This is a genomic window from Nocardia sp. JMUB6875 (genome assembly GCF_041154655.1).
Lineage (GTDB): Bacteria > Actinomycetota > Actinomycetes > Mycobacteriales > Mycobacteriaceae > Nocardia.
Genome location: NZ_BAAFGR010000169.1, coordinates 1 through 16018, shown reverse-complemented (window position 1 = coordinate 16018; position 16018 = coordinate 1). Strand labels below are relative to the sequence as shown.

Below are 16018 nucleotides of genomic sequence, written 5' to 3'. Positions count from 1 at the left end.
CCCCGCCCCTCCGCCAGGGCGGTCAGGAACGAATGGCCGTGCGCATACCGCCCCCACGCCGGAAACTCCTCGGGGATCGGCTGCGGGACAGAAACTTCGGGTTCGACTACCGGATCCGGTTCCGCGACAACCTCGTCGGCGACCTCCTCCTCCGCCGCCTTCGCCTTCTTCGAAGTGCGCTTGGGCTTTTCGGGTTTCTCGATGCCCTCGGTCTCGACCTTGGCGTGACGGGGTGGAATGGCGAGGCGGAGGACATCGGCGCGGGTACCCGCGTAGCGGGAGGCCACCGCGGCCACGAGTTTCAGAATCTCGGGGGTGAGGACGCGCTCGCCGGAGACGACTCGCTCCAGGCGGACGAGTTTGCCGGTGTGATCGGACTTTTCGAGGCGCTCCAGCAGATAGCCGTCGACAAGGCGGCCGGAGAAGCGGACTCGGACTCGAACGCCGGGTTGGGCGAGTTCGTCCAGCTCCGGTGGAACGAGGTAGTCGAAATCCCGGTCCAGGTGGGCGGGTTCGAGTAAAGGCAGGACCCTGGCGATAGGCCGGGTCATGCCAACGACGGCGGGAGCGTCGGGCTCGGAAGGGGTTTCCGTGCCCGACGCTCCCGTCGAGTGGTGTGGGGTGCCGGTCAATTACAGCCCGGCGGCCGCGCGCAGCTTCTCCGCGCGGTCGGTGCGCTCCCAGGGCAGATCGACGTCGGTGCGGCCGAAGTGGCCGTAGGCGGCGGTCGGCGCGTAGATCGGGCGCAGCAGGTCCAGGTCGCGGATGATCGCGCCGGGACGCAGGTCGAAGACCTCACCGATGGCGTCGGAGATCTTGAGCGGGTCGATCTGCTCGGTGCCGAAGGTCTCGACGAACAGGCCGACCGGGGCCGCCTTGCCGATGGCGTAGGCGACCTGGACCTCGACCCGCTCGGCCAGGCCGGCGGCGACGACGTTCTTGGCGACCCAGCGCATGGCGTAGGCGGCCGAGCGGTCGACCTTCGACGGGTCCTTGCCGGAGAAGGCGCCGCCACCGTGGCGGGCCATGCCGCCGTAGGTGTCGACGATGATCTTGCGGCCGGTCAGGCCCGCGTCACCCATCGGGCCACCGAGCACGAACTTGCCGGTCGGGTTGACCAGCAGTCGCACATTGGAGGTATCGAGGGGGTTCGGCAGCTCCAGCTCGGCGAGCACCGAGTCGACGACCTTCTCCCGGATGTCCGGGGTGAGCAGGTTGTCGAGGTCGATGTCGGCCGCGTGCTGGGTCGAGATGACGACGGTGTCGAGCCGCTTGGGGATCGAGCCGTCGTATTCGATGGTGACCTGGGTCTTGCCGTCGGGACGCAGGTACGGCAGCACGCCGGACTTGCGAACCTCGGTCAGGCGCCGGGACAGCTTGTGCGCCAGCGAGATCGGCAGCGGCATCAGCTCGGGGGTCTCGATGGTGGCGTAGCCGAACATCAGGCCCTGGTCGCCCGCGCCCTGACGCGCGATGTCATCGTCCTCGCCGCCGACGCGGGCCTCGTGCGAAGTGTCCACGCCCTGGGCGATATCCGGCGACTGCGCGCCGATGGCGACGTTCACACCGCAGGACGCGCCGTCGAAACCCTTTGCGGAGGAGTCGTATCCGATCTCCAGGACCTTCTCGCGAACGATGGTCGGGATATCGGCGTAGGCCGAGGTGGTGACCTCACCGGCCACGTGCACCTGACCGGTGGTCACCAGGGTCTCCACCGCGACCCGGCTGCGCGGGTCGGCCGCGAGCAACGCGTCGAGGATGGAATCGCTGATGGCATCACAGATCTTGTCGGGATGACCTTCGGTCACCGACTCACTGGTGAATAGGCGGCTGCCAGACGTGCGCACAGTTGTTCCCTCTCCCTCAACGGGTTTCTCGTATCGGGGTGCGACAGTAGCGTCTCCGCGCCATCGCACAACCCTTTGTCTCAGGTTATTCCAATATGTTCGACACAGTGGCGAGGCCGCCACCATGACGAACACATTGTGACTCAGACAGTTGCCGTGCCTATCACGGCGACTGTCTGAACCCTGCGGTGCCGAGGCTTCAGCGGAGCAAGGGGCCGAGTGCGTCCAGCACCCGGCTAGCCAGTAGGGCCTTGGACCCGTGGTCCAGGGCGATCTCGGTGCCGTCGGCGCCGAGCAACCAGCCGTCGTTGGTGTCGACCTCGAAGGCCTTCCCCTCCCCGACGGCATTCACGACCAGCAGGTCGCAGCCTTTGCGGGCCAGTTTGGCCCGGGCGTGGGTGAGCACATCAGCGTGCTCGTCCCCCGTCTCGGCGGCGAACCCGACGATCGCGGTACCGGGTAGGTGCCCGTCGCGACGGGCTTGCACCAACCCGGCCAGGATATCCGGTGTCTTGGTGAGCGCGATCGAATCCGGTTCTCCCGCACCCTTTTTGATCTTAGCGGTCGCCACGTTCACGGGGCGGAAGTCCGCCACCGCGGCGGCCATGATGACCGCGTCCGCGCCGAGCGCATGCTTGTCGACCGCCACCTTGAGCTGTTCGGCGGTGGTCACGTGCTCCACCTCGACCGCGGCCGGGGCGTCCAGGCCGATGGTATTGCCCGCGATCAATGTCACCTGCGCGCCACGCTGGGCGGCCAGCCGCGCGAGTGCGTAGCCCTGCTTGCCGGAGCTCCGATTGCCAAGGAAGCGAACGGGATCCAGCAGTTCGCGGGTGCCGCCCGCGGAGACGACGACGCGGCGACCCTCGAGGTCGCGGGGCAGCGCGTCGGCGCGTTCGAGCAGCAGCCGGGCCAGTCCGAAGATCTCCTCCGGCTCGGGCAGGCGGCCCGGTCCGGTGTCGGTTCCGGTCAACCGGCCCGACGCGGGTTCCATGACCACGGCGCCGTGCGCGCGCAGCGTCGCCACGTTCGCGCGGGTGGCCGGGTGCTCCCACATCTCGGTGTGCATGGCCGGGGCGAACAGAACGGGACATCGCGCGGTCAACAGCGTCGCGGTCAGCAGGTCGTCGGCGCGACCCTGCGCGGCGCGGGCCATGAGGTCCGCGGTCGCGGGGGCGATGACGACCAGATCGGCCTCCTGGCCGAGACGCACGTGCGGCACCTCCGGCACATCGGCGAAGACGCCGGTGTGCACGGGGTGCCCGGAGAGCGCCTCGAAGGTGGCCTTGCCGACGAAGTTCAGCGCCGACTCGGTGGGAATGACACGAACCTCGTGCCCGGTTTCGGTGAACCGGCGCACGAGGTTGCAGCTCTTGTAGGCAGCGATACCGCCGCCGACTCCGACGACGACTCGGGTCACCGCGGTTTTACTCGCCTTCGGAGTGCTCGAGCAGGTCGGCGTGGATCTCGCGCATGGCCACCGACAGCGGCTTCTCCTGCAGACCCGGCTCGACCAGCGGACCGACGTATTCGAGAATGCCGTCGCCGAGCTGGTTGTAGTAGTCGTTGATCTGCCGGGCGCGCTTGGCCGCGTAAATGACGAGCGCGTACTTGGACGAAGTCCGCTCCAGCAGTTCGTCGATCGGCGGGTTGGTGAGGCCGACCGGAGTGTCGTAGGCGGGAACGGTCTTGATGTCCGTACTCACTAGGAAGGCTCCTGCGGGGTTGTTCGGAAGGATGGATTCCGACTCTCTTGCAAGACGAGTCGGCGTTCGGAACCTAGGATCCCGAATTTGTGCTAACGAACAACGATACCAACTGCTCGCAGGCGCTGGTCACGTGGTCGTTCACGATGACGATGTCGAACTCGTCACATGCAGCCAATTCGGTACGAGCGGTCTGTAGCCGACGCTCGATCACCTCGGGCGATTCCGTCCCGCGTGAGGTCAGGCGGGACACCAGCTCGTCCCAGCTGGGCGGGGCCAGGAAGACCAGTTTGGCCTCCGGCATGGTCTTGCGGATCGAGCGCGCGCCCTCGAGGTCAACCTCGATCAGGACATGATGTCCGGTCGCGATCGCTTCCCGCACAGGTGCGGCCGGGGTGCCCGACCGCTGCAGTCCACCGTGGATATCGGCCCATTCGAGCAGTTCGCCCGCCTCGATCATGGCGTCGAACTTCTCGCGGGTGACGAATCGGTAGTCCTGGCCGTCGACCTCCCCGGGCCGCGGAGCCCGGGTGGTGGCCGACACACTGAATACCAATTCGGGCAGTCGTTCGCGCACGCAGCGCACGACGGTGGACTTGCCGACGGCCGAGGGGCCGACCAGGACTACCAGTCGACCCTTCCGAGTGTGTTCGACCACCCTCGGATTATTCGGCGCTGAAGTCGAACCGGGCAAGCAGCGCCTTACGCTGCCGGTCGCCCAGTCCGCGCAGGCGGCGGGTGGGAGCGATCTCCAGTTCGCTCATGATCTCGGCCGCCTTGACCTTGCCGACCTTCGGCAGGGCCTCGAGCAGAGCCGAAACCTTCATCTTGCCGAGGACTTCGTCCTTCTCGGCGTCCGCAAGGACCGTCTTCAGATCGGTGCCACCACGCTTCAAGCGCTCCTTGAGCTCCGCCCGAGCGCGGCGAGCGGCAGCCGCCTTCTCCAAAGCAGCGGCGCGCTGCTCGTCAGTCAGCTGGGGAAGGGCCACGGTTCCTCCGTCTCATCGTTCATTGCTTGATCTACCTCCGGTAACCCGGTGGTCTCAGCGACCGTACCCACGACGCTTGCCGATTGCGAACCCACCCCCCAGGTCAGCGCGTGATTCGGCGCGCGACCGGGCCGGATGGGCGGGCCCGTGAGCCGTGTGCAAGCGGCCGCGGGAATCCGCTCGCGGGGGCCACGAATATCCTTGCAGCCAGGGCTTTTTCGGAAACTTGACAGGGTCGCACAAGGGTCGGACTGGCCCCGGATGAAACCGTGACCGAGCTGTAATCTCGCGACCTGGATTTTTCTTGAATTTCTCGGCGTGTCGTTCGATTCCGTACCGCGTGTCGCGCGTCACGCGGGGTGGTCGGAGCGGTCGTGAAACACACAATTCCGACATGGTTCCGGTGCAGGTAGGACAGGGTGTGCGGGCCCGGATCAGCGCCTGGACGGCCTGTTTCGGGCCCTGGCACGCACGCTGGGACGCGAAACGGGGGCCGCGCAACCCGTAACGGCCCCCGAGGGTGCGCGACAGTGAGACGCGCGATCAGGACAAGCGTTCGATCTGTTCGCGGTGGGCGAACACGCGAAGGGTCAGTCGTCGTACTGACAGAACTCGATCAGAGTGCCTTCGGGCGCGCGCAGGTGCGCGACGCGCATCCCCCACGCGGGTTGATCGACGGGCTCGGCGACGATCTGCGCGCCGCGCTCGCGCACGACCGCCGTGGCCTTGTCGACATCGGTGACGCGCAGCACGACGACCACGCCGTCGACGCCGTCGCGCGGGCGGTGCTCGGCCCCGATCGCCGCGTCCTGATAGGCGCGCGTGAACAGCGCCAGATCGCGTCCGTCGAGGCTGAAGCAGGCGTAGGGGCCGTCATCGGATTCGGGTACGTCCCCCGGCGTTTCGTGCTTGAGCGGCAGTCCCAGCACGTCGCGATAGAAGCGATAGCTGGACGCGAAATCGTCCACGAGAACCCGTGTTTGGCCGTAGGAGACGAGGCCGAGGGCGGCGTCGGACATGAGAAATCCCACCTTTCTACCGAGCGGTCTGCGTCAGACTAGCGCCCGGCGGCGGGGTGGAATCAGTTGCTCTCCATGGCGATTCGCAGGCCCAGACCGACCATGAAGGTGCCCATGGCGGCGTCGAGGGCGCGGCGCACCCGGCGGCGGGTGAACACCTTCCGCAGCATGCCCACGCCGACGGACAGCGTGATGAACCAGCACAGGTTGGCGACCGTGCACACAACGGCCAGTTCGAGGGTGCCCAGCGCGGAGGGGTGCGCGGGCAGGAACTGCGGGACCAGTGCGATGAAGAACACCGCGCACTTGGGGTTGAGCAGGTTGGTGAGCAGGCCCTGCCGGAAGGCCACCAGCACGCCGCGGCGGTTCGCGGCCGCGTCCGGATCGGGCCGGTAGTCCCCGCGCCGCGCGGCCAGCAGCGCGCGAATCCCGATGAACGCCAGATAGATCGCGCCGACCAGCTTCACCACCGTGTACGCCTCGGCCGAGGCCGCCAGCAGCCCGGCCACCCCGATCGCCGTCACCAGCGCCCACACGAACACCCCGGCCGCGATCCCGCCCGAACACGCGATGCCCGCGCGGCGGCCCGAGACCACCGAATTCCGCAGCACGATCAGGAAATCCGGCCCGGGTGACATGGAGCCGAGGACGATCACCCCGGCGAGCGTGAGAATTTCGGTGAGCGACAGCACCCGGCCACCCTACGCGGGCGCGCCGGTTCTTCGTCAGACCCGAGTTCTCGGTTCAGGCGGCCGGCCAGATCTCCCGCACGGCCGCGGCGGCCTCCTTGCCCTGGCGGAAGCCCGCCTCGTAGGCAGGCTGCAGGGCCGCGGTGTTGAACAGATCCGGACCGTAGGCGGCGATCGCGCCCGCGTCGGGAACGATGAAAGTCGTTGCCGCGCCGCCCAGGTCGCGGTCGGACGGGCTGTGCGGGAACAGGTGGGCCAGCGGTTCGATGATGAGGATACGTTCGGCGCCGGCGGCGAGGTCGGCGTTGATGGGTGAGCGCATGCCGCCGTCGATGTAGAAGGTGCCGTCGATCGGAATGGGCGGGAAGACGCCGGGGACCGAGGTGCTGGCGGCGAGGGCCTCGGGGAGGGTGGCCTTGCCGTCCGGGGTCCAGACCTGGAGTTCGCCGGTGGTGACACTGCAGGCGGTGATCCGGAGATCGCGGCGGGGCCAATCGGTGTGGCCGACGAAGCCGCCGATGCGGGCGATGTGGTCGGCGGGGTCGATACCGGCGGTCATCTCCAGGGCGCGGGCACCGGCGCGGCGGCGGGCCTCGTTCGCGTCCAGGCCCGGGGTGGCCAGGATGCCCATGATCTCGCCGAAGGCGTTGGGGTCGAAGTTGATCGGTGGGGCCTCCGGATTGTCCGCCGACGGGCGGCGCAGCAGCAGGCTCAGATCGACCTCGGCGGCGATCGCCGCGCCGACGACCGCGCCCGCCGAGGTGCCGACAATGCGTTCGGCCAGCGTGAGATCCACCCCCGCCTCGCGCAGGCCGATGACGACGCCCGCCATCCAGCTCAGGCCGACCGCGCCACCTCCCCCGAGCACCAGCGCATGACGAATTCCATTGGGCGGCATCGCGGCAGACATGCTGCCACTGTATCCGGGCAGACCGGCAAGCGGAGAAGCTTCCTCCGACAAGCTCGCGGCACCGGACAGTGTCCGGTGCCGCGAGGCTGTCGTTCGGTGAATCAGTGCTGCAGGAAGGCGAATTCGGCGGCCAGTTCGGCGACCTTCTCCTTCAGTGCGGAGACCGTCGGACCCGCCTTGAGCACCTCGCGTGAGACATTCGGCAGGACCGCGTCGAGATCGCTCTCGGGGACCAGTTTCCGGATGGAGTCCGCTCCCCCGCCCTGCGCGCCGACGCCGGGCATGAGGATCGGGCCGTTGAGATGGCTCAGGTTCGGCGCGGAGTCCAGGGTCGCGCCGATGACCACGCCGACGGAACCGAATTCGGGTCCGGCGTTGGCGGCGGCCGCGTCGTCGACCATGCGCTGGGCGATGGTGCGGCCGTCGGGGCCGGTGATGTTCTGCAGTTCGACCGCCTCCGGGTTGGAGGTGGCGGCCAGCACGAACACGCCGCGGTCATTGGCCTTGGCCAGCTCCAGAGCCGGTGCGAGCGCACCGAATCCGAGGTAGGGCGAGACGGTGACCGCGTCGGTGCCCAGGGGCCCGTCGCCGAGCCAGGCGTGGGCGTAGGCGTCCATGGTGGAGCCGATATCGCCGCGCTTGGCGTCGGCCAGCACCAGGGTGCCCGCCGACCGCAGCGCGGCAATCGTCTCCTCCAACACCAGGATTCCGGCCGAGCCGTAGGTCTCGAAGAACGCGACCTGCGGCTTGACCAGCGCCACCCGGCCCGCGAAGGCGCGCACGCAGACGTCGGCGAACTTCGCCACGCCCGCGGCGTCCTCGCTGAAGCCCCAGGCCCGCAGCAACGGCGGGTGCGGGTCGATGCCCACGCACAGCGGGCCGTGCTCGCGCATCGACTCCTTCAGCCGCACACCGAATGTCGTCATCCGCGCAGCACCGCGTGCAGTTCCTGCAGCGACCGCACGCCGATGCCACCGCGAATGGTGGCCTCGATGCCCTGCACGGCCGCGGCCGCACCCTGCACGGTGGTGATGCACGGGATGTTCGCGCCGACCGCGGCGGTGCGGATCTCGTAACCGTCCACGCGCGGACCGTTATTGCCGTACGGGGTGTTGAACACGATGTCGACGTCGCCGTCCTTGATCATGTCCACGATGCTGGCCTGATCGGTGGCGTCGTCGGAGTGCTTGCGCACCCGATCGCACGGAATGCCGTTGCGGCGCAGCATCTCCGCGGTGCCCTCGGTGGCCAGGATGCGGAAGCCCAGATCGTGCAGGCGCTTGACCGGGAACACCATGGCCCGCTTGTCGCGGTTGGCGATGGACACGAAGGCGGTGCCCTCGGTCGGCAGCGAACCGTAGGCGGCGGACTGCGACTTGGCGAAGGCGGTGCCGAAGTCGGCGTCGATGCCCATGACCTCGCCGGTGGACTTCATCTCCGGGGACAGCAGCGAATCGATGCCGCTGCCGTCGGGGCGACGGAAGCGGTGGAACGGCAGGACGGCTTCCTTGACCGCGACCGGAGCGTCGATCGGCGCGTAGCCGCCGTCGCCCTCGGCCGGGAGCAGGCCCTCCTTGCGCAGCTCGGCGATGGTGGCGCCCAACGCGATTCGGGCCGCGGCCTTCGCGAGCGGCACCGCGGTGGCCTTGGACACGAACGGCACGGTGCGGCTGGCGCGCGGGTTGGCCTCGAGGACGTAGAGCACATCGTCCTTGAGCGCGTACTGCACGTTCAGCAGGCCCTTCACGCCGATGCCCTGGGCGAGCGCGGCGGTGGAGCGGCGCACGGCCTCGATATCGCTGCGGCCCAGGGTGATCGGGGGCAGGGCGCACGCCGAGTCACCGGAGTGGATACCGGCCTCCTCGATGTGCTCCATGACGCCGCCCAGGTAGACCTCCTCGCCGTCGCACAGGGCGTCGACGTCGATCTCGATGGCGTCCTCCAGGAACCGGTCGACCAGCACCGGGTGGTCCGGGGTGATCTCGGTGGCGCGGGAGATGTAGTCCTCCAGGGACTTCTCGTCGTAGACGATCTCCATGCCGCGGCCGCCCAGCACGTAGGACGGACGCACCAGCACCGGGTAACCGATCTCGTTGGCGATCTTCTTCGCCTGCGGGAACGTGGTGGCGGTGCCGTACTTCGGAGCCGGAAGACCAGCCGCCACAAGCACATCGCCGAACTCGCCGCGGTCCTCGGCCAGGTCGATGGCCGCCGCCGAGGTGCCGACCACGGGCACGCCCGCATCGGTCAGGCGCTGGGCGAGGCTCAGCGGGGTCTGGCCGCCGAGCTGGCAGATGACGCCCGCGACGGTGCCGGACTCGGTTTCGGCGTGGTACACCTCGAGGACATCCTCGAAGGTGAGCGGCTCGAAGTAGAGGCGGTCGGCGGTGTCGTAGTCGGTCGACACGGTCTCCGGATTGCAGTTGACCATGATGGTCTCGTAGCCCGCATCCGAAAGCGTCTGTGCCGCATGGACACACGAGTAGTCGAACTCGATGCCCTGGCCGATGCGGTTGGGGCCGGAGCCCAGGATGATGACCTTCTCGCGCTCCCGCTGCGGCGCCACTTCGGATTCCGCGGCGGGATCCAGCTCGTAGGCCGAGTAGTGGTACGGGGTCTTGGCCTCGAACTCGGCGGCGCAGGTGTCGACGGTCTTGAACACCGGGCGGATGTTGAGGCGGTGGCGCAGCTCGCGCACGCCGCCCTCACCCGCGAGTTCCGGTCGCAGCGCGGCGATCTGGCGATCGGAGAGGCCGTAGTGCTTGGCGTTGCGCAGCAGCGGCTCGTCCAGCACGGGGGCGTCGAGGATCTCCTGGCGCAGCTCGACCAGCCCGGCGACCTCGGCCACGAACCAGGGGTCGATGCCGGAGGCGGCGGCCACGTCCTCGATGCTCGCGCCCAGGCGCAGCGCGCGCTCCACCTGGTAGATGCGGCCCTCGGTGGGCACCTTCAGATCGTCGAGAATGGCCTGCACGTCGGTCCATTCACCGTCGGGCTGGGTCCAGAAGCCGGTGGCCTTGGTCTCGAGCGAGCGCAGCACCTTGCCCAGCGCCTCGGAGAAGTTGCGGCCCATGGACATCGCCTCGCCGACCGACTTCATGGTGGTGGTCAGCGTCGGGTCGGCGCCCGGGAACTTCTCGAACGCGAAGCGCGGGGCCTTCACGACCACGTAGTCGAGGGTCGGCTCGAAGCAGGCCGGGGTCTCGCCGGTGATGTCGTTGAGGATCTCGTCGAGGGTGTAGCCGATGGCCAGCTTGGCGGCGATCTTGGCGATCGGGAAACCCGTTGCCTTGGAAGCCAATGCGGACGACCGCGAGACGCGCGGGTTCATCTCGATGACGATCAGGCGGCCGTCGCGCGGGTCCACCGCGAACTGGATGTTGCAGCCGCCGGTGTCGACGCCGACCTCGCGCAGGATGGCGATGCCCAGATCGCGCATCTTCTGGTATTCGCGGTCGGTGAGGGTCATGGCCGGGGCGACGGTGACCGAGTCACCGGTGTGCACGCCCATCGGGTCCACGTTCTCGATCGAGCAGACGATGACGACATTGTCCTTGCCGTCGCGCATGAGCTCGAGCTCGAATTCCTTCCAGCCCAGGATGGATTCCTCGATGAGCACGTTCGCGGTGGGCGAGGCGGCCAGGCCGCCACCGGCGATGCGGTCGAGGTCCTCGTCGTTGTAGGCCATGCCCGAGCCCAGGCCGCCCATGGTGAACGAGGGGCGCACGACGACCGGGAAGCCCAGTTCGGCAACGGTTTCGCGGACCTCGGCCATGGTGTAGCAGACCTTGGAGCGGGCGGATTCGCCGCCGACCTTGGCGACGATGTCCTTGAACTTCTGGCGGTCCTCACCGCGCTGGATGGCCTCGAAGTCGGCGCCGATCAGCTCGACGCCGTACTTCTCCAGGATGCCGTTCTCGTGCAGGGCGACAGCGCAATTGAGCGCGGTCTGCCCGCCCAGGGTGGCGAGGATGGCGTCGGGGCGCTCCTTGGCGATGACCTTCTCGACGAATTCCCAGGTGATCGGTTCGACATAGGTCGAGTCGGCGAACTCCGGGTCGGTCATGATGGTCGCCGGGTTGGAGTTGACCAGCGACACGCGCAGGCCCTCCGACCGCAGGACGCGACACGCCTGGGTTCCCGAGTAGTCGAACTCGCAAGCCTGGCCGATGACGATCGGGCCCGAGCCGATCACCAGGATGTGGTTGAGGTCGGTGCGGCGTGGCATCAGGCTCCTTCCATCAGCATGGCAAAGCGGTCGAACAGGTAGGCGGCGTCGTGGGGGCCCGCCGCGGCCTCGGGGTGGTACTGCACGGAGAAGGCGCGGCCGGACACCAGCTGAACACCTTCGACGACACCGTCGTTGGCGCAGACATGGGAGACCTCGGCCTTGCCGAACGGGGTGTCGAACACCTCGCCGCGCTCGCCTTCCAAGGCGAAGCCGTGGTTCTGCGCGGTGATCGAGATGCGGCCCGAATGATGCTCGACGACCGGCACATTGATGCCGCGGTGGCCGAACTTCATCTTGTAGGTGTTGCGCCCGAAGGCGCGGCCCAGGATCTGGTTGCCGAAGCAGATGCCGAACAGCGGGATGTCCTCGCCCAGCACCTGCTGGGTCAGGGCCACCATGGCGTCCTGGGTGGCCGGGTCGCCCGGGCCGTTGGACAGGAACACACCGTTGGGGTTGAGTTCCTTGATCTGGTCGAAGGTCACGTTGGACGGGACCACGTGCACCCGCATGCCGCGCTGGGCGAACATGCGCGGGGTGTTGGACTTGATGCCCAGGTCGACCGCGACCACGGTGAATCGGTGCTCGCCGACCGGGTCGATGGTGTACATCTCGTCGGTGGAGACCTCACCGGCCAGGTCCGCGCCCAGCATGGAGGGCTGGCCGTTGACCCGGGCGAGCATCTCCTCGTAGTCGGCGAGGGACTCGCCGGAGAAGATGCCGGCCTTCATGGAACCGCGCGTGCGCAAGTGCCGCACCAGGGCCCGGGTGTCGATGCCCGCGATGCCGACCACGTTCTGGTTCTCCAGCTCGGCCTGCAGGGTGCGCTTGGAGCGCCAGTTGGAGGCGCGGCGCGCGGGGTCGCGCACGGCGTACCCGGCGACCCAGATCTTGCCGGACTCGTCGTCCTCGTCGTTCCAGCCGGTGTTGCCGATCTGGGGCGCGGTGGCCACCACGATCTGGCGGTCGTAGCTGGGGTCGGTCAGGGTCTCCTGGTACCCGGTCATGGCGGTGCAGAACACCGCCTCACCCAAAGTCTGTCCGACGGCGCCGAAGGTCGTCCCGCGGAACACGCGGCCGTCCTCGAGCACCATCACTGCGGTATCGCCGCTGCTCATGCCTCGTCTCCCGTCTTCGTAGCTGCTCCGGTCCATGCCGGGTAAACGTCCTTGTCATCGCCGCGGAAACCGGTATCCACCTCGGTCCCGGTCGGCAATGTCCAGCGAATCACCAGCACACCGTCTTCGGTCATAACTTTGCCCGCGTGCCCGCGCTCGGCGCGCACCGCGGTAATGGATTCCTGGGGAATCCAGATCGTCGCCGCGCCATCCCGTTCCAGGAGGATGCCGCGCTCGAATCGAGTGAGTTCCGCGGTGGCGCGGAAACCCAGGTCGCCCACCGTGATTCGCTGAATCCAGCTGGGGGCGAGGGTGCTGCCGAGGTAGAGCCCCGTGGTGGGCTCCAGCAGCTGCGCGCCGCAGTCGGCCGGAATCGGCGGCAGTTCGCCGATCGCGTTCGCCTGCTTCTTGGCCCTACCGGTCCAGGCCCAGTACATGAGCCCCAGGCATCCGGCGAACAGCGCCAGCAACACCACCACTTGCAGCGTGCGCTCCATTACGGTCCTCCTCGGTTCCCCACCCGCCGCTAACCGGCGACGATCTTGCCGTCCCGGACGGTGGCCCGGCCGCGCAGGAAGGTGGCGGTCACCTTCGCGGGCAGGGTCATCGCCTGGTAGGGCGTGTTGCGGGCGATCGAGGCGAGTTCCTTCGCCTCCACCGTCCATTCGGCGGCCGGGTCGATCAGCACCACGTTCGCGGGTTCACCCACCGCGAGCGGGCGGCCCTGATCGTCCAGGCCAACGATTCGTGCGGGGTTCTCGCTCATCACCTTGGCGACACCGCGCCAGTCGAGCAGGCCCGGCTCGACCATGGTCGCCACGATGATCGACAGCGCGGTCTCCAGGCCGAGCATGCCGGGACGGGCGGCGGCGAATTCGCAGCACTTGTCCTGGTCGGCGTGCGGGGCGTGGTCGGTGGCCACACAGTCGATGACACCCTCCGCCAGAGCCTGGCGCAGCGCGGCCACATCGGAGGATTCGCGCAGCGGCGGGTTCACCCGGTTGACCGCGTCATAGGTCTCGAGGCGCGAGTCGTCGAGCAGCAGGTGGTGCGGCGTCACCTCGGCGGTGATCGAAATACCCTGGGCCTTGGCCCATTTCAGCAGTTCGACGGTGCCCGCGGTGGAGGCGTGGCAGATGTGCACGCGGGCGCCGGCATCGCGGGCCAGCAGCGCGTCGCGGGCCACGATGGACTCCTCGGCGGCGCGCGGCCACCCGGCCAGGCCCAGGCGCGAGGCGGTCGGACCCTCGTGCGCCACAGCGCCCTTGGTCAGGCGCGGCTCCTCCGCGTGCTGGGCGATGAGCACGCCCAGGGAGTTCGCGTACTCCAGCGCGCGGCGCATGATCAGCGGGTCGTAGACGCACATGCCGTCGTCGGAGAACATGCGCACCTGGCCGAGACCGGTTGCCATGGTGCCCATTTCGGCGAGCTGCTTGCCCTCGAGGCCCACGGTGACCGCGCCGACCGGGTACACGTCGACCAGGCCGACCTCCTGGCCGCGCTTCCACACGTGGTCGGTGATGACCGCGTTGTCGGCGACCGGGCTGGTGTTGGCCATGGCGAACACACCGGTGTAGCCGCCCAGAGCCGCTGCGGCGGAACCGGTTTCGATGGTCTCGGTGTCCTCGCGGCCCGGCTCGCGCAGGTGGGTGTGTAGGTCGATGAAGCCCGGCAGCAGGAACTGCCCGGTGCCGTCGACGATTTCGGCGTCGTCGGCCTTCAGGCCCGCGCCGATCTCGCGGATCTCGCCGTCGGCGAGCAGCACGTCGACGGGGTCGCCTTCGCCGTACAGACGGACATTCTTGATCAGGACGCTCATGCCACCACCTCGTCGGTTCCGACCAGCAGGCGGAACAGCACCGCCATACGCATATGAACCCCGTTGTTGACCTGCTGCAGCACGGCCGCCTGCGGGGAATCCGCGACCGTGTAGCCGATTTCCATGCCGCGCAGCATCGGACCCGGGTGCAGGACCACCGCGTTCTCGTCGAGCATCTTCATGCGGCGCTCGTTGAGGCCGTAGCGGATCGAGTACTCGCGCGCCGACGGGAAGAAGCCGCCGTTCATGCGCTCGGCCTGCACGCGCAGCATCATGACCGCGTCCGCGCCCGGCAGCTCGGCGTCCAGGGAATCGGAGATCCGCACCGGCCAGGCCTCGACGCCGACCGGCAGCAGGGTGCGCGGCGCGACCAGGACCACTTCGGCGCCGAGGGTGTTGAGCAGGAACGCATTCGAGCGCGCCACCCGGCTGTGCAGGATGTCGCCGACCAGCACGACCCGCTTACCCTCCAGGTCGCCGAGGCGCTGACGCAGGGTCAGCGCGTCCAGCAGCGCCTGGGTGGGGTGCTCGTGCATGCCGTCACCGGCATTGATGATCGCGGGGCCGGGACCGGCGTAACCGCTTGCGGCCTCGTCCATTTCGGCGAACCAGCGCGCGATCTGATGGGCCGCGCCGGAAGCCGGGTGCCGCACGATGAGCGCGTCCGCGCCCGCCGCGTGCAGGGTCAGCGCGGTATCGCGCAGCGATTCGCCCTTGGAGACAGAGGAACTCGACGCGCTCACATTGATGACGTCGGCGCTCATCCACTTGCCCGCCACCTCGAAGGAGACGCGGGTGCGGGTGGAGTTCTCGAAGAACACCGTCATGACCGTGCGCCCGCGCAGCGTCGGCAGCTTCTTGACCTCGCGGCCCAGCAGCGCCTGCTCGAAGCGCTCCGCCTCGTCCAGCAAACCGGTGGCGGCCTCGCGGTCCAGGTCGGTGACCGACAGCAGATGCTTCACTTGTCACTCTCCTGACGCAGGTACACGCCGTCGCGTCCGTCGTGCTCGCGCAGCAGTACCGAGATGTCCTCGGTGCGGGCGGTGGGAACGTTCTTGCCGACATAGTCGGCGCGGATGGGGAGTTCGCGATGGCCGCGATCGATGAGCACGGCGAGCTGCACCGCGCGCGGGCGGCCCAGATCGCGCAGGCCGTCCAGCGCGGAGCGGACGGTGCGGCCGGAGAACAGGACATCGTCGACCAGTACCACCAGCGCGTCCTCGATCCCGCCCTCGGGCACCGAGGTGCGCTCGAGCGGACGATGCGGCTTGGAGCGCAGGTCGTCGCGGTAGAGGGTGATGTCCAGGGAGCCGATCGCGGGGCGCACGCCGGAGAATTCCTCGATCCGGCCCGCCAGACGATGGGCGAGTGTGGTTCCGCGGGTGGGGATTCCGATCAGCACCACGCGAGCAACGGCCGGGTCGCCGGAGTCCAGGGCCGTCTTCTCGATGATCTGGTGCGCCATGCGCGCGATCGTCCGGCCGACATCCGAATCGGAAAGCAGCTCGCGTCCGGTCTCGACCCGGTCCGGATCGTGCCGCTGCGAGAACTCACCAGCGCCCGACTTGGCCGCCCGGTCTTCGGGCACAGCCATGCCGACCTCCTTCCCCGCCTCACGGGACGGTCCGTTAAAGGATGTCTTTCGAGCGGCAACCCTACCAGCGCGCCGACCGGCCCCCGACCCCGCACCCCC

The 16018-nt window shown here is 68.5% G+C and carries 15 protein-coding genes and 1 pseudogene; all 16 read right to left on the bottom strand.

Annotated features, from left to right (window positions below):
* Nucleotides 1-551: pseudogene (locus ACAM49_RS32200) on the bottom strand (primosomal protein N'); the annotation flags it as partial.
* An 81-nt stretch (nucleotides 552-632) separates the two neighbouring features.
* On the bottom strand, nucleotides 633-1847 hold the full coding sequence (gene metK / locus ACAM49_RS32195; RefSeq protein WP_040809502.1) for a methionine adenosyltransferase: 1215 nt from the start codon (nucleotides 1845-1847) through the stop codon (nucleotides 633-635).
* A 199-nt stretch (nucleotides 1848-2046) separates the two neighbouring features.
* On the bottom strand, nucleotides 2047-3267 hold the full coding sequence (gene coaBC, locus ACAM49_RS32190) for a bifunctional phosphopantothenoylcysteine decarboxylase/phosphopantothenate--cysteine ligase CoaBC (RefSeq protein WP_369639324.1): 1221 nt from the start codon (nucleotides 3265-3267) through the stop codon (nucleotides 2047-2049).
* Nucleotides 3268-3274: 7 nt separating this feature from the next.
* Entirely contained in the window at nucleotides 3275-3553 is a 279-nt protein-coding gene (rpoZ, locus tag ACAM49_RS32185; protein WP_033086942.1) for a DNA-directed RNA polymerase subunit omega, read from the bottom strand.
* A 73-nt stretch (nucleotides 3554-3626) separates the two neighbouring features.
* Nucleotides 3627-4211: a guanylate kinase gene (gmk, locus tag ACAM49_RS32180; RefSeq protein WP_040809504.1), complete on the bottom strand. Its 585-nt coding sequence runs from the start codon at nucleotides 4209-4211 to the stop codon at nucleotides 3627-3629.
* A 7-nt stretch (nucleotides 4212-4218) separates the two neighbouring features.
* Nucleotides 4219-4542, bottom strand: a complete 324-nt coding sequence (mihF, locus tag ACAM49_RS32175) for an integration host factor, actinobacterial type (RefSeq protein WP_033086940.1) — start codon at nucleotides 4540-4542, stop codon at nucleotides 4219-4221.
* Nucleotides 4543-5132: 590 nt separating this feature from the next.
* Complete coding sequence (locus ACAM49_RS32170; protein WP_051178712.1) at nucleotides 5133-5561, bottom strand: VOC family protein; 429 nt, start codon at nucleotides 5559-5561, stop codon at nucleotides 5133-5135.
* Between the two features lie 62 nt (nucleotides 5562-5623).
* Complete coding sequence (locus ACAM49_RS32165; protein ID WP_369639323.1) at nucleotides 5624-6253, bottom strand: LysE family translocator; 630 nt, start codon at nucleotides 6251-6253, stop codon at nucleotides 5624-5626.
* Nucleotides 6254-6305: 52 nt separating this feature from the next.
* On the bottom strand, nucleotides 6306-7160 hold the full coding sequence (locus tag ACAM49_RS32160; RefSeq protein ID WP_369639322.1) for a patatin-like phospholipase family protein: 855 nt from the start codon (nucleotides 7158-7160) through the stop codon (nucleotides 6306-6308).
* A gap of 101 nt (nucleotides 7161-7261) precedes the next feature.
* The gene (pyrF, locus tag ACAM49_RS32155; RefSeq protein ID WP_369639321.1) at nucleotides 7262-8086 is read right to left on the bottom strand and encodes an orotidine-5'-phosphate decarboxylase; all 825 of its coding nucleotides are present in this window, start codon (nucleotides 8084-8086) and stop codon (nucleotides 7262-7264) included.
* Nucleotides 8083-11388, bottom strand: a complete 3306-nt coding sequence (gene carB, locus ACAM49_RS32150; RefSeq protein WP_369639320.1) for a carbamoyl-phosphate synthase large subunit — start codon at nucleotides 11386-11388, stop codon at nucleotides 8083-8085. Before carB ends, pyrF begins: the two co-directional genes overlap by 4 nt.
* On the bottom strand, nucleotides 11388-12506 hold the full coding sequence (carA, locus tag ACAM49_RS32145) for a glutamine-hydrolyzing carbamoyl-phosphate synthase small subunit (RefSeq protein ID WP_369639319.1): 1119 nt from the start codon (nucleotides 12504-12506) through the stop codon (nucleotides 11388-11390). Before carA ends, carB begins: the two co-directional genes overlap by 1 nt.
* Nucleotides 12503-13003: a hypothetical protein gene (locus ACAM49_RS32140; protein ID WP_040809509.1), complete on the bottom strand. Its 501-nt coding sequence runs from the start codon at nucleotides 13001-13003 to the stop codon at nucleotides 12503-12505. Before ACAM49_RS32140 ends, carA begins: the two co-directional genes overlap by 4 nt.
* A gap of 29 nt (nucleotides 13004-13032) precedes the next feature.
* Nucleotides 13033-14325, bottom strand: a complete 1293-nt coding sequence (locus ACAM49_RS32135; RefSeq protein ID WP_369639318.1) for a dihydroorotase — start codon at nucleotides 14323-14325, stop codon at nucleotides 13033-13035.
* Nucleotides 14322-15287: an aspartate carbamoyltransferase catalytic subunit gene (locus tag ACAM49_RS32130; protein ID WP_369639317.1), complete on the bottom strand. Its 966-nt coding sequence runs from the start codon at nucleotides 15285-15287 to the stop codon at nucleotides 14322-14324. The genes ACAM49_RS32135 and ACAM49_RS32130 overlap by 4 nt, the downstream gene beginning before the upstream one ends.
* Complete coding sequence (pyrR, locus tag ACAM49_RS32125; protein WP_040809512.1) at nucleotides 15284-15919, bottom strand: bifunctional pyr operon transcriptional regulator/uracil phosphoribosyltransferase PyrR; 636 nt, start codon at nucleotides 15917-15919, stop codon at nucleotides 15284-15286. Before pyrR ends, ACAM49_RS32130 begins: the two co-directional genes overlap by 4 nt.
* Nucleotides 15920-16018 lie beyond the last annotated feature (99 nt).

What these genes read in the sequence shown, in the direction of transcription:
- ACAM49_RS32170 (WP_051178712.1), bottom strand. Translation starts at nt 5,561, where the DNA reads ATGTCCGACGCCGCCCTCGGCCTCGTCTCCTACGGCCAAACACGGGTT.
- ACAM49_RS32160 (WP_369639322.1), bottom strand. Translation starts at nt 7,160, where the DNA reads ATGTCTGCCGCGATGCCGCCCAATGGAATTCGTCATGCGCTGGTGCTC.
- pyrF (WP_369639321.1), bottom strand. Translation starts at nt 8,086, where the DNA reads ATGACGACATTCGGTGTGCGGCTGAAGGAGTCGATGCGCGAGCACGGC.
- carB (WP_369639320.1), bottom strand. Translation starts at nt 11,388, where the DNA reads ATGCCACGCCGCACCGACCTCAACCACATCCTGGTGATCGGCTCGGGC.
- carA (WP_369639319.1), bottom strand. Translation starts at nt 12,506, where the DNA reads ATGAGCAGCGGCGATACCGCAGTGATGGTGCTCGAGGACGGCCGCGTG.
- ACAM49_RS32140 (WP_040809509.1), bottom strand. Translation starts at nt 13,003, where the DNA reads ATGGAGCGCACGCTGCAAGTGGTGGTGTTGCTGGCGCTGTTCGCCGGA.
- ACAM49_RS32135 (WP_369639318.1), bottom strand. Translation starts at nt 14,325, where the DNA reads ATGAGCGTCCTGATCAAGAATGTCCGTCTGTACGGCGAAGGCGACCCC.
- pyrR (WP_040809512.1), bottom strand. Translation starts at nt 15,919, where the DNA reads ATGGCTGTGCCCGAAGACCGGGCGGCCAAGTCGGGCGCTGGTGAGTTC.